General features: G+C 63.3%; 10 protein-coding genes. 2 read left to right on the top strand and 8 right to left on the bottom strand.

What is annotated here, in order from left to right:
* Positions 1 to 166: 166 nt before the first annotated feature.
* From BLT98_RS23425 to BLT98_RS23435, 3 genes are all read right to left on the bottom strand, one after another.
* The gene (locus tag BLT98_RS23425) at positions 167 to 1,084 is read right to left on the bottom strand and encodes a LysR family transcriptional regulator (RefSeq protein WP_034782414.1); all 918 of its coding nucleotides are present in this window, start codon (positions 1,082 to 1,084) and stop codon (positions 167 to 169) included.
* A gap of 75 nt (positions 1,085 to 1,159) precedes the next feature.
* Positions 1,160 to 2,395 carry a M20/M25/M40 family metallo-hydrolase gene (locus BLT98_RS23430; protein WP_070280907.1) on the bottom strand — a complete coding sequence of 412 codons (1,236 nt, stop codon included), beginning with the start codon at positions 2,393 to 2,395 and terminating at the stop codon, positions 1,160 to 1,162.
* Positions 2,392 to 3,624: a urate hydroxylase PuuD gene (locus BLT98_RS23435; RefSeq protein ID WP_070260122.1), complete on the bottom strand. Its 1,233-nt coding sequence runs from the start codon at positions 3,622 to 3,624 to the stop codon at positions 2,392 to 2,394. The genes BLT98_RS23430 and BLT98_RS23435 overlap by 4 nt, the downstream gene beginning before the upstream one ends.
* Positions 3,625 to 3,755: 131 nt before the next feature.
* On the opposite strand from BLT98_RS23435, the gene BLT98_RS23440 reads away from it, so the two are divergent.
* Positions 3,756 to 4,694 carry a LysR family transcriptional regulator gene (locus BLT98_RS23440; protein WP_034754583.1) on the top strand — a complete coding sequence of 313 codons (939 nt, stop codon included), beginning with the start codon at positions 3,756 to 3,758 and terminating at the stop codon, positions 4,692 to 4,694.
* 73 nt (positions 4,695 to 4,767) lie between these two features.
* Positions 4,768 to 6,522: an allantoate amidohydrolase gene (locus BLT98_RS23445; RefSeq protein ID WP_092611909.1), complete on the top strand. Its 1,755-nt coding sequence runs from the start codon at positions 4,768 to 4,770 to the stop codon at positions 6,520 to 6,522.
* 2 nt (positions 6,523 to 6,524) lie between these two features.
* Here the strand turns inward: BLT98_RS23445 and BLT98_RS23450 are convergent, their stop codons facing one another.
* From BLT98_RS23450 to BLT98_RS23470, 5 genes are all read right to left on the bottom strand, one after another.
* Positions 6,525 to 7,760 carry a Zn-dependent hydrolase gene (locus tag BLT98_RS23450; protein WP_092611912.1) on the bottom strand — a complete coding sequence of 412 codons (1,236 nt, stop codon included), beginning with the start codon at positions 7,758 to 7,760 and terminating at the stop codon, positions 6,525 to 6,527.
* Positions 7,761 to 7,770: 10 nt separating this feature from the next.
* On the bottom strand, positions 7,771 to 9,162 hold the full coding sequence (gene hydA / locus BLT98_RS23455; protein ID WP_092611915.1) for a dihydropyrimidinase: 1,392 nt from the start codon (positions 9,160 to 9,162) through the stop codon (positions 7,771 to 7,773).
* 16 nt (positions 9,163 to 9,178) lie between these two features.
* On the bottom strand, positions 9,179 to 10,663 hold the full coding sequence (locus BLT98_RS23460; RefSeq protein WP_034782401.1) for an NCS1 family nucleobase:cation symporter-1: 1,485 nt from the start codon (positions 10,661 to 10,663) through the stop codon (positions 9,179 to 9,181).
* Between the two features lie 143 nt (positions 10,664 to 10,806).
* Positions 10,807 to 12,087, bottom strand: a complete 1,281-nt coding sequence (gene preA / locus BLT98_RS23465) for an NAD-dependent dihydropyrimidine dehydrogenase subunit PreA (protein WP_211615091.1) — start codon at positions 12,085 to 12,087, stop codon at positions 10,807 to 10,809.
* On the bottom strand, positions 12,087 to 13,454 hold the full coding sequence (locus BLT98_RS23470; protein ID WP_092611922.1) for an NAD(P)-dependent oxidoreductase: 1,368 nt from the start codon (positions 13,452 to 13,454) through the stop codon (positions 12,087 to 12,089). Before BLT98_RS23470 ends, preA begins: the two co-directional genes overlap by 1 nt.

The following is a 13,454-nucleotide window of genomic DNA, read 5'->3' on the forward strand; positions in this document are numbered from 1 at the left end:
CACGCCGTCACTTGGCAAACGGGTTATTCTGAACGCGACTGATAAGTTTTTCTTGTGGGTGGAGCCAACAATGCAGTCGGATTACGCGCCTGGGCGCTCATCCGACCTACGCGACTCACCTCAACCACGGCATCGTAGGTCGGCTTAGCGCCAGCGTAAGCCGACATCACCCTGCCCCATATTCCTCACCCAGCGCCAAAGTGAACCTGGCCGCCTCCTCGCATGCCAACATGGCCACCAGCTGGATCGCTTCCGTCGTGATGTCTTCGCTATAGCTGATGACGATGCGCTGCGGCGCCAGGCTGCTGGTGCAGGGAATCAGGGCGATGTGGCCCTGTTCGATTTCCTCGCGCAGGGGCGCCAGCGGCAGCACGGCGATGCCGAAGCCCGCTTTGACCAGGCGCACGATGGCGGAGATCGAGCTGACGCAGTGGACCCTTCCCAGCTGCACACCCTCGTCCTGGCATAGCGCCTTCAAGGCGGAATGCGGCTGCGAACCGCGGTTCATGGTGATGATGGGGTGCTGCGCCAATTGCGCCACCGTGAATGGCGCGCCCGTATCGGGCCAGTCGGCGGCCCTGCCGGCCCAGCCCATGGCGATGGCGCCGCTGCCCGTGCTGCGGATATGGTCGCCCGTCAGCATGTCCGTCTGCAGCGCGATATCGAGTTCGCCCTGCTGCAGCTGTTCGTGCAGGCGGCGCGTCGATTCCGAGGTCAATTGAATCTCGATGCCCGGATAGCGCTCCTGCACGCGCTGCAGAAACGGGATCAGCCACGTATGCACGATGGTTTCGATGACGCCGATGCGCACTTCGCCCGTGATCTGCGCGGGCGAGGAATTGGCCGCATACATGTCGCGGCACAGTTCCAGCATGCGTTCGGCATACACGAGCAGGTTGCGCCCGGCAAAGGTCAGGCGGATTTCACGCGCGTCGCGGTCGAACAGGCGCGTGCCGAAATCCTGCTCCAGCGAAGCGATGCGGTTGGAGATGGCCGCCTGCGTAATGTGCAGCTTGTCGGCGGCCGTGCGAAAGCTGCCCAGCCGCGCTGCCCAGACAAACGCTTCGAGAAAACGGGTATTCAATTTGGCTCTTCAATCAATGGGGGCACTTCTTCACAGAATGTGTGGTCGCCCCATTGTAAGCCAAAGCGCGCTGCCTTATTTCTGGCCCAGGAAGTCCAGCAGGGTCAGGGCGACGATCTTGCTGGCCTTGCGCAAATCATCGAGCGCCAGGCGCTCGTCAGCCTTCTTCGCGTTCGATTCGGGCACCGTGCGCGGCCCGGCGCCATACAGCACGGCTGGGATGCCCCGCTCGCCATACAGGCGCGCGTCCGCATACAGGGGCGTGCCGACGGCGGGAATCGTCTCGCCGAGGATGGCTTGCGCATTCTTTTGCAGGCTGCCGACCAGTTGTTCGGAACCGGGCAAGGGCCGCAGCGCGTGCGACAGCAGCAGGCGGCGGATCTCGATGCGGATGCCAGGCTCGCCCCGCACGGCGTCTTCGATCAGCGCGCGCACCTGCGCTTCCACCGCCACAGGATCTTCTTCGGGAATCATGCGGCGGTCCATCTTCATGACGACCTTGCCCGGCACCACATTGGTATTCGTGCCGCCGTCGATGCGCCCCACCAGCATGGTGGGCGAGTCGATGCCGGCCACTTTGGATTTGATCTTTTTCAGCTCCGGCAACTGGCCGTAGATGGCGTTGAGTATCTTGTTGGCCGCCTGCAGCGCGTCATGACCCGTCTCCGGCATGGAACCATGGCCAGCCTTGCCGTGCACGGTGATTTCCAGCTGCAGGCAGGCGTTGTGCGCGGTGACGATGCCGTAGCTGAAACCGGCGGCGATGACGAAATCGGGCTTCGTCAGCTGCTGTTCCAGCAGCCAGCCCGGCCCCAGCAAGCCGCCGAATTCCTCGTCGTAAGTGAAGTGCAGCTCCAGCTGGCCTTTGAGTGGAATGCCCAGCGCTTCGAGGGCGCGGGCGGCAAATACATAGGTGGCGAAATCGCCTTTCGAGACGGCCGTCGCGCGGCCATACATATAGCCGCCGTCGATCTGGCCGCCATAAGGCGGATACGTCCAGTTGTCGCCGGGCGGCACCACGTCGCCATGCGCATTCAGGGCCACGGTCGGCCCGCCTGCGGCATACGGCCGGCGCACGATCAAATTGGTGATGCTTTGCATGCCGTACGCTTCCACCTGATCGTTTGGGACGGCGTGCTTTTCCGCCTGCCAGCCATACGCCTGCAGCAGTTGCGCCACCAGGTCCGCATGGGGCGCGTTGTTGCCGGGCGGCGTATCCGTCGGCTGCTGCACCACCTTCTGTAAAAATGCGACTTCCTCGTCGAAGTGATCATCGATCCAGGCCGTGATTTTTTCTGCGTGCGTTGTCATTTTGCTCCTTGCATGGTCTGTTGCAGCCAGGCGCCAAGTTCGCTGCGCTCGGCCTCCGTCATGTTGGTCAGGTTCCCGATCGGCATGGCCTTCAATTCGATGGCCTGCTTGTAGATTTGCGCCGCGTGCTGGCGGATTTCAGTTTCATTATCCAGCATCATGCCGGCCGGCGCCGTGGCGAAACCCGGTTGCGTGGGCTGGGCCGAATGACAGGTGGCGCAGCGCTGGGCGATGATGGCATGCACGCTCTTGAATTGCGCCGCCGGATCCACCGCCGGCGCGGCCGCCACGGCCACTGGCGCTTTCGGCGCGATGGCGATAGCTACGGCCAGCAGCAGGGCCACGCCGATGGCCGGATAGCGCCATTCCACTCTTCCCTTGTGGCGCAGGTTGAAAAAGTGGCGGATGAAGACGCCGGCCGCCATGATCAGCGCCAGCACCAGCCACGCGTGGTCGTTCCGGTAGGTCATCGCATAATGGTTGCTGATCATGATGAACAGCACCGGCAAGGTAAAATAATTGTTATGCACACTGCGCTGCTTGGCTTTCAGGCCGTGCTTGGGATCGGGCAGCTTTCCGGCGGCCATGGCCTCGACCATCTTGCGCTGGCCCGGAATGATCAGCATCAGCACATTGGCCACCATGATGGTGCCGATCATGGCGCCCACATGGATATAGGCGGCGCGTCCGCTGAGCAAATGCGTGAGCACGTAGGCGGCACCGACGATCAGCGCGAACACGGTCACGCCGAACCACAGTTCATATTGCGCTAATGTTGACCTGCACAGCAAATCGTACACGGTCCAGCCGATGACGAGGGTGGCGATGCCGATACCGACTGCCTGCCCGCTGGAGATGTCCGCCACGGATTTGTCGATCATCATGGCCTGGGCATTGAAATAATACGCGATGGTCAGTAGCGCGAAACCGGACAGCCAGGTCGAATATGCTTCCCATTTGAACCAGTGCAGTTCCTTCGGCAGTTCGGCGGGCGCCACCAGGTATTTTTGCGGGTTGTAGAAGCCGCCGCCATGCACGGCCCACAGTTCTCCCGACACGCCCTTCTTCGCCAGCTCTGAGCCGGGCGCGGGCGGGCGGATCGAGTTGTCGAGCCAGACGAAATAGAAGGAAGCACCGATCCAGGCGATGCCCGTGATGACGTGCAGCCAGCGGACGATCAGGTTCAGCCACTCAAGGCCGTACGGGATCAGGTAGGCAAATACTTCCATAAATTTCCTCTAGTCAGACCGAACCAATATTCGTGCCAATCTACACAAGATAAACGGATTTACCGCCCACCACATGAAAAATATCGTATATTTGACATATTCAAATCGATATACAACAGAGGCGCCGCCACATGTCCAGTCTGCCGCAACACCTCGACCTGCACCTGATCCGCATCCTCTACCTGCTGCTGGTGGAAAAGAACGTCTCGCGCGTGGCGCTGAAACTCAATCAGCCGCAGCCATCGATTTCCGCCTCCTTGCGCAAGCTGCGCGAACTGACGGGTGACCCGCTGCTCGTGCGCGGCGCGCGCGGCATGGTGCCAACCCAGCATGGCGAAAGCCTGCTCAATCCGGCCAAGCGCATCCTCGACCAGACGGAGAGCCTGTTCGTCAAGAAGACGCCGTTCGTGGCGCAGGAAGAGGCACGCACCTTCCATATCGCCGCGCCCGATTACCTGGACAGCCAGTTCCTGCCCAACGTGGTGGCCCTGCTGCGCCGCGGCTCGCCAAAAAGCCGCGTCGTGCTGCATAGCCTGGGGCCGGGCATCGACCATATCCGCCAACTCTCCGACGGGGGCCTGGACCTGGTCATCGCCAACTGGGACGAGCCGCCCGCGCATCTGCACATTTCGAAGCTGTTCGAAGACCCCATTATCTGCGCCATGCATGCGGAAAACGCCTATGCGCGCCGCACGGCCAGCGACGCCATGACCCTCGACGACTATTTGAGCCTGCCCCATGTGGCGCCGTCGCAGATGATGCCCGGCTATCACGGCGTGATCGATTCCTTCCTCGAGCGGCAAAACCTGCAGCGCAACGTGGTGGTGGAATCGGCGTATTTCGGCCTGATCCCCTACATGCTGACGCAGACGGACCTGGTACTCACCACGGGCCGGCAATTCATGCGCTTCTATGAAAAGACGCTGCCGCTGAAAACGTATACTGTGCCGTTGAAATTCCCGCCGATGCGCTTTTACCAGCTGTGGCACCAGCGCGTGCACCAGGCGCCCGAGCACAAATGGCTGCGCGACCAGGTCAGCGCGGCCGCCAAGGCGCTGGTGCAGCGATAGCCGCTATCAGCACGCGCATATAATGGACGCAGGAACGGGGCGCTATCATCACCGCTTGCATGATCGGAAAACCATGACCACCCTTTCAGACCTGAACGCCGGCAGCCCGGCAGACTTTATCGCACGGCTGCATGGCATCTACGAACACTCGCCCTGGATCGCCCAGCGCGCGGCCCCCGCCCGGCCGTTTGCCAGTCTGACGGCACTCAAGACGGAGCTGCAGCGCGTGCTGGCGCATGCCTCGCCCGAAGAGCAGCTGGGACTGATACGCGCCCACCCGGAGCTGGCCGGCAAGGCCGCCATCGCCGGGCAGCTGACGGCGGAATCGACACGCGAGCAGGCCAAGTCCGGCCTGAACCTGTGCAGCGCCGAGGAATTCGCCACCCTGCAGCGCCTGAACGACGACTACAACGCCAAGTTCGGCTTTCCCTTCATCCTGGCCGTCAAGGGCCCGACGGGCGAAGGCTTGACGCGCCAGGACATCATCGCCACGTTTGCGCGGCGCCTGAAGAACCGGCGCGCCGATGAACTGGCCGAGTCGCTGCGGCAGATCAAGCGCATCGCCGAGCTGCGCCTGAACGACCTGTTCGACGTGCGCCTGGACTTCGGCCCGGCCATCATGCAGCAGGCCGAAACGCTGGCTGCCTGGAGCGACAGCGATTACAACCTGACCTGCGCCTACCTGACGCCGGCGCACCAGAAAACGGCCGCGCAGCTGGCCGAATGGATGCGGGATGCGGGCATGCAGGTGCACATCGACGCCGTCGGCAATGTCGTCGGGCGCTATCTGTCCGACGCGCCCGGCGCAAAAACCCTGATGACGGGATCGCATTACGACACGGTGCGCAACGGCGGCAAGTACGATGGCCGCCTGGGCATCGTGCTGCCCATCGCCGTCGTGCGCCACCTGCATGAGCGGGGCGAAAAGCTGCCCTTCCACTTCGAGATCGTCGGCTTCGCCGAGGAAGAAGGCGTGCGCTTCAAGAGCACGTTTTTGGGCAGCACGGCCGTCACGGGCAAGTTCGACGTGTCGCTGCTGGAACAGGTGGATGCGGATGGCGTGAGCATGCGCGACGCGCTGGCGGCCGCCGGCCACGAGGCAAGCGCCATCGGCGCCATCGCGCGCGATCCCGCCGACCTGCTCGGTTATGTGGAAGTGCATATCGAGCAGGGCCCGGTACTGCTGGAACGCGACCTGCCGCTGGGGATCGTCACGGCGATTGCCGGCAGCTCGCGCTACCTGGTCAATCTTGGCGGCGTGGCCAGCCACGCGGGCACCACACCCATGACCATGCGCAAGGATGCCGCCAGCGCGGCAGCCGAAATCATCCTGCTGGTGGAACAGCGCTGCAGCAAGGGCGAGGCGCTGGTGGGCACCGTTGGGCAGCTGCACGTGCCCAACGGCTCCGTCAACGTGATCGCCGGCGCGTGCACCCTGTCGCTCGACATCCGCGCGGCCGTTGATGCGGTACGCCAGGCGGCCGTCGACGATATTCTCGATGGCATCGCCGCCATCTGCGCGCGGCGCCAGATCGACTATCAGCTGGAACTGCTGCTGTCGGCGCGTGCCGCGCCATGCGCGCCATGGCTGATGGCGCAGCTTGCGCAAGCCGTGGAAGCGGTCGGCATCGAACCGTATGCGCTGCTGTCTGGCGCCGGCCACGACGCCATGGCCATGGCCGCCATCACCGACGTGGCCATGCTGTTTACCCGCTGCGGCAATGGCGGCATCAGCCACAACCCGCTGGAAAGCATGACGGCGGACGATGCCGACATCGCGGCGCGCGCGCTGCTGGCGTTCCTGCGCGGCTTCCAGCCCAAGCCCTGAGCTTACACGGCCACGGCCCGCTCCAGCATCGCGTGCAGCAGGACATTGCAGCCCGCTTCCAGGTGCTCGGGCTTGGCGTCTTCGATTTCATTGTGGCTGATGCCATCCTTGCACGGCACGAAGATCATGCCGGCCGGCGCCAGCCGGGCCGCGTAGATGGCATCGTGGCCGGCGCCGGACACCACGTCCATCACCGAGTAGCCCAGCTTTTCCGTGGCGTTGCGCACGGCGCCCACGCAGTCGGGGTGGAACGGGCATGGCGGGTAATAGGAAACACGTTCAAGAGATATATCCAGTCCCGTAGCAATACGCGCGGCATCGATGAAGGCCGTGATCTCGCCATGCATGGTGTTAAGCAGTTCGTCGTTCACATTGCGCAGGTCGATGCTGAATGTGACTTCGCCGGGGATCACGTTACGGCTGTTCGGGAAGACCTGCACCATGCCCACCGTGCCGCGGCCATACGGCGGGTAGCGGTTGGCAATCGCCACCACTTCCTGCATGATCGTCGTGGCCACCTGCAGTGCATCCTTGCGCAATCCCATGGGGGTGGGGCCAGCATGCGCTTCCATGCCCGTTACCACGCAGTCGTACCACGACAGGCCCATCACGGCCGGTACCACGCCAATGACTTTATCGGCGTCTTCCAGCACGGGTCCCTGCTCGATATGCGTTTCAAAGTAGGCGCCGATGGGATGGTCTCCCGGCACCTGCTCGCCCTTGTAGCCGATGCGCGCCAGTTCCTCGCCCACGGTTTTCCCCTCGGTATCCTTGGCCGCATACGCCGTCTCCAGCGAGAAGGCGCCGCAAAATACGCCGGAACCCATCATCACGGGCACGAAGCGCGAGCCCTCCTCGTTGGTCCAGAAGGCCACCTCGATGGGCGCCTGCGTCTTGATTTTCAAGTCGTTCAGGGTGCGCACCACTTCCAGGCCCGCCAGCACGCCGTAATTGCCATCGAACTTGCCACCCGTGGGTTGCGTGTCGATATGGCTGCCCGTCATCACGGGCGGCAGGCTGTTGTCGGCGCCGTCGCGGCGCATGAAGACATTGCCGATCTGGTCGATCGTGATGCTCATGCCCGCTTCGCGCCCCCATCCCACCACCAGGTCGCGGCCCTGCTTGTCCAGGTCCGTCAGGGCCAGGCGCTTGACGCCGCCCTTCGCTGTCGCGCCGATCTGCGCCAGCTCCATCAGCGCAGCCCACAGGCGCTCGCCATTGATACGCAATGCATCCATCGTCAACTCCTTATGCGGTGGTGGCGGAAAAGGCGGGCCGTTCGACATAGCGCCCCGCCCCTTCGACGGCCGTCAGTTCGCCCTGGTGGAAGACCACCTTGCCGGCGGCAATCGTGGTGCTGGGGATGCCGCGCACGGTGCGCCCTTCGAAGACGTTGAAGCCTCCCTTGGCGAACTGCGTGGCGGCGGAAATGGTGCGCGTGCCCTGCGGATCCCACAGCACGATGTCGGCATCGCTGCCAGCGGCGATGACGCCCTTGCGCGGATACATATTGAAGATCTGCGCCGCATTCGTCGATGTCACCTTGACGAATTCGGAGGGCGTCAGCATGCCGGAATTGACGCCGGCGTCCCACACGACGGCCATGCGTTCCTCTACGCCGCCGCAACCGTTCGGGATGCGCGTAAAGTCCTGCTTGCCCGCCGCCTTCTGTTCAGCGCAGAAGGTGCAGTGGTCGGTGGCCGTCGTCTGCAGGTTGCCGCTTTGCAGGCCGTGCCACAGCGCCGATTGATGGTGCTTGCCGCGAAACGGCGGGCTCATGACGTGGCCCGCCACGTAGTCGAAATCGTCGCTCTGGTAGACGCTGTCGTCGATCACCAGGTGGCCCGCCAGCGCTTCGCCATACACGCGCTGGCCATTGGCGCGCGCCCGCGTGATGGCGTCGAGCGACTCGGCGCACGAAACGTGCACGATGTACACGGGGGTATTGAGTACGTTGGCAATTGCGATGGCGCGGTTGGCGGCCTCCGCTTCCACGGCCGGCGGGCGCGACCGCGGATGCGCCTGCGGCCCGGTAATCCCCTTCTTGAGCAAAGCTTGCTGCAATTGAAAAACCAGCTCGCCGTTTTCCGCATGCACGGTGGGCAGCGCCCCCAGTTCCAGCGAACGGGTAAAACTTTTCACCAGGGTTTCATCGTCGGCCATGATGGCGTTTTTATATGCCATGAAGTGCTTGAAGCTGTTCACGCCATGCTCGCGCACGAGGGTGCCCATCTCTTCATGTACCTGCTCGCTCCACCATGTGATCGCCACATGGAAGGTGTAGTCGCCAGCCGCCTTGGCCGACCATTCGCGCCACTGGTGATAGGCCTCGATCAAGGATTGCTTGGGTGCCGGGATGACGAAGTCCATGATGGTGGTGGTGCCGCCGGCCAGTCCCGCCGCCGTGCCCGTGAAAAAATCGTCGGACGTCACGGTGCCCATGAAGGGCAGGTTCATGTGCGTGTGCGTGTCGATCCCGCCCGGCATCACGTACAGGCCGCCCGCGTCGATTACCGTGGCGTCGGCGGGTGCCAAAAGGTTCTCGCCGACGGCGGCGATGGTGTCGCCCTCGATCAGCACATCGGCGCGGAATGCGCGGTCGGCGTTGACGACGGTACCGCCACGTATCAGTATAGCCATCTTGTCTCCTTTGTGATTACGACTGCGGCGCCTGCTGCACGTGCGCCACGGCCTTGCCCTTCATCATGACGCCGTACACGACGGCGGCGATGGCCACGCCCACGAACCAGGCGTAGGTGTAGATGGTTTTAAAGCCTTCGGCCACGTCGGGAAACGCCGTGGGAAAGGCCGCGTTCAAAAAGCCCGGGATATTCGGCAGCACGGCGATGACAAAGGCGATCAGCGCCGCCATATTCCAGCCATTGCCATACGAGTAGACGCCGTCGTCGCGGTACAACTGCCTGACGTCGAGCTGCGTCTTGCGCACAAAATAATAGTCGACGATGAGGATGCCGGCGATGGGGCCCAGCAGGGCCGAGTAGCCGATCAGCCATGTGAAGATATAGCCCTGCGTCGACTCGAGCACCTTCCACGGCATCATGACGATGGCGATGAAGGCCGTGATGTAGCCGCCCATCTTGTAGGAAATCTGCTTCGGTGCCAGCGAGGAAAAGTCGTACGCCGGGCCCACCAGGTTGGCGGCCAGGTTGACGCTGACCGTGTCGATCAGGAGGATGATCAAGGCGATCAGCACGGCGGCGCCCGTCATGCGGCTGGCCAGGTCGACCGGGTCCCAGATGGCCTTGCCGTACATGACGACGGAGCCGGCAGTGACGATCACGGCCAGCATGGCCAGCAATCCCATAGGCACCGGCAAGCCGATCGACTGGCCGATCACCTGATCGCGCTGCGTCTTGGCAAAGCGCGTGAAGTCGGGGATGTTCAAGGCCAGGGTGGCCCAGAAACCCACCATGGCCGTCAGCGACGGCCAGAAGACGCTCCAGAACTGGCCCGCCTTTTTACCGCCGGGAATGAATTGCGATGGCTGGTCCAGCAGGCTGGCCACGCCGCCGGCCTTGCTGTGCACCCAGTACAGCAGTACGAAGCAGATGAGGATTTTCAGCGGCGCAGTGTAGGTTTCGAGTTTGCGGATCGACTCCATGCCATGCAGGATGTAATAGAACTGGATGGCCCAGAAAGCCAGGAAGCACAATAGCTGGCTGCCATTGATGCCCAGTCCCGCGATCTTCTCGCCGCCCAGTTCATGGCCTACCAGCACGCCCATCAGGGTATAGATCATCTGCCCGCCGAACCAGGTCTGGATGCCATACCAGCCGCAGGCGACGATGGCGCGCATCAGGGCCGGCAACCGCGCGCCCATGGTGCCGAACGAGGCACGCGCCAGCACGGCATACGGAATGCCGTACTTGGTACCAGCATGGCCGATCAGCAGCATCGGCAGGAGCACGATGGCGTTGGCGAGAAACACCGTGAGCACGGCCTGGTAACCGGACATGCCGCTGTCGATCAGGCTGGCCGACAGGGTGTAGGCGGGAATGCACATGACCATGCCGACCCACAGCGCGGCGAAGTGATACCAGCGCCAGGTGCGCTGCGCCGCCGTGGTGGGCGCCAGGTCTTCATTCCAGAGTTGCGTGTTGCCTGAATAGTCGTGGTTCACAGGTTTGCTCCATCGGTTAGACCGCTGGCGTAGCGAGGACGCCAGGGATACGGCAGTGTGGAAACGGCTCGGCTTTTAAGTAATCTAGCTTACTGCAAAGACGCGCCGCTGTTTATAAAATAAACGCACGCAATAACCGTGCCCTATGCCGTCTCCGCCAGCGCGCGGGGATTCCTGGGATCCTGCGTCCAGTTCATGTACGGCTTGCCCGTGGCCTGCGGCACCATCGTGATGCAGCCCTGCACCGGACAGGTGATTTCGCACAGGTTGCAGCCCACGCACTCCTCCTTGATCACCTCATACGTGCGCGTGCCGGCGGCGTCGATCAGTTGCGCAATCGACTGGTGCGAGGTGTCTTCGCAAGCCACGTAGCACTTGCCGCATTTGATGCAGTCGTCCTGGTTGATCTGCGCGATGACCTGGTAATTCATGTCCAGGTATTTCCAGTCCGTCGTGTTGGCCACGGCCTTGCCGGAAAAGTCGCTGATGCGCTCGTAGCCCTTCTCGTCCATCCAGCGCGACAGGCCATCCTTCATCTCTTCGACGATGCGGAAGCCATGCAGCATGGCGGCCGTGCACACCTGCACGCAGCCCGCGCCCAGGGCGAGGAATTCGGCCGCGTCGCGCCAGTTGCCGATGCCGCCGATGCCGGAAATGGGCAAGCCGCGCGTCTGCGGATCGCGGGCGATTTCCGCCACCATGTTCAGGGCGATCGGTTTGACGGCGGACCCGCAATAGCCGCCGTGCGTGCTGGCGCCACCGACAATCGGCAAGGCCACCATGCGGTCCAGGTCCAGCGAGGTGATGGAATTGATGGTGTTGATCAGCGAGACGGCGTCCGCGCCGCCCGCCTTGGCCGCGCGCGCCGGCATGCGCACGTCCGTGATGTTGGGCGTGAGCTTGACGATGACGGGAAGACGGCTGTGCTTCTTGCACCAGGCGGTCACCATCTGCACGTACTCGGGCACCTGGCCCACGGCCGCGCCCATGCCCCGCTCCGGCATGCCGTGCGGGCAGCCGAAATTGAGCTCGATGCCGTCCGCCCCTGTCACCTCCACCTTGGGCAGGATGTCGGCCCAATAGTGCTCTTCGCAGGGCAGCATCAGGGAGACGATCATGGCGCGGTCGGGCCAATCCTTTTTCACCTGCGTGATTTCGCGCAGATTGATCTCCAGCGAGCGGTCGGTGATCAGCTCGATGTTATTGAAACCAACCACTTCGCGGTTCTTGCCATACAGGGCCGAGTAGCGCGACGAGACGTTGACGGCGGCCGGGTCTTCACCCAGGGTTTTCCACACGACGCCACCCCAACCCGCCTCGAAGGCGCGCACCACGTTATAGGCCTTGTCGGTCGGCGGTGCGGACGCCAGCCAGAAGGGATTCGGCGCCTTGATGCCGCAAAATTCGATGCTGAGATCAGCCATTATGCAGCCTCCACTTTATTCAACAAATCGGAATGGATGGCCAGTGCGGCCAGCTTGCCATGCTGGACGGCTTGCACCGTCAGGTCCTGCCCCGGCGCCACGCAGTCGCCACCCGCGTAGATCCCCGGCAGCACCGTGCGAAAACCCGCATCGACGGCGATCTTGTCGCCTTCGCGCTGCAGCAGAGACGCCATCGGATCATGCAGCACGTCGGTGTCGAGGCTCTGGCCGATGGCCTTGAAGATGGCGTCGGCCGCCACGTCGAACGTTTCACCCGTCCCCGCCAAACGCGTGCCCTGCATGCGCGTCTTCTCGAAACGCATGCCGGCGACCTTGCCGGCAGTATCGAGCAGCACCTGCTGCGGCTGGGCCCACGTCAGCATGCGCACCTGGTTGGCCTTGGCGATTTCCTGTTCATGGTGGGTGGCCGTCATGGCGTCGAAACCGCGCCGGTAGACGAGGGTGACTTCCTCGGCGCCCAGGCGTTGGATCTGCACGGCCATGTCGATGGCCGTATTGCCGGCGCCAATCACAATCGCCCGTTTCGGCACGGGCAGCGCAGCCAGGTCGTCGGCCTGACGCAGCGCGGCGATGTAATCGACGGCGGCCAGCAAACCCGGTGCGTCCTCGCCCGTCAGCCCCAGCTTGCGGCTGGCGCCCAGGCCCAGGCCGAGGAACACGGCGTCATACTGCGCGTGCAAATCGCGCAGCTGCAGGTTCTCGCCCAGCGCCTGGCGACATCGGATCTCGATACCGCCGATATCCAGCAGGAAGTCGATTTCCTTTTGCGCGAAATCGTCCGTCAGCTTGTATTTGGCGATGCCGTACTCATTCAGGCCGCCCGCCTTGCCTTCCTTTTCAAAGATCACCACGTCGTGGCCCAGCATGGCCAGGCGGTGCGCGCACGACAGGCCCGCCGGTCCCGCGCCGACGATGGCTATCGTCTTGCCGGTGCTTGGCGCCCGTTTGAACGGGTGGCTTGCGAAATGCATGTGATCGACGGCGTAGCGCTGCAAGAGGCCGATCATGACGGGCTGCCCCTCCGCGTCGTGGTTGCGCACGCAGACATCTTCACACAGGATTTCCGTGGGACAGACGCGGGCGCAGCTGCCGCCCAGGATGTTCTGTTTCAGGATGCCTGCCGCGGCACCGTTGATGTTCTTGTCGTGGATATTGCGGATGAAGCTGGCCACGTCGATTTCCGACGGACAGATGCGGCTGCACGGCGCGTCATAGCAGTACAGGCAGCGGGCGCTTTCGATGGCCGCCTGGCGCGCGCTCAAGGGAGGTGCCAGGTCGGTGAAATGGCCTGCCAGTTCCTCGTTGGGCAGGGCGGGATGCGGCAAATAGTTCAAAGACTCGATCAT

It is taken from the genome of Janthinobacterium sp. YR213, from assembly GCF_900099875.1.
Classification (GTDB): Bacteria; Pseudomonadota; Gammaproteobacteria; order Burkholderiales; family Burkholderiaceae_D; genus Janthinobacterium; species Janthinobacterium lividum.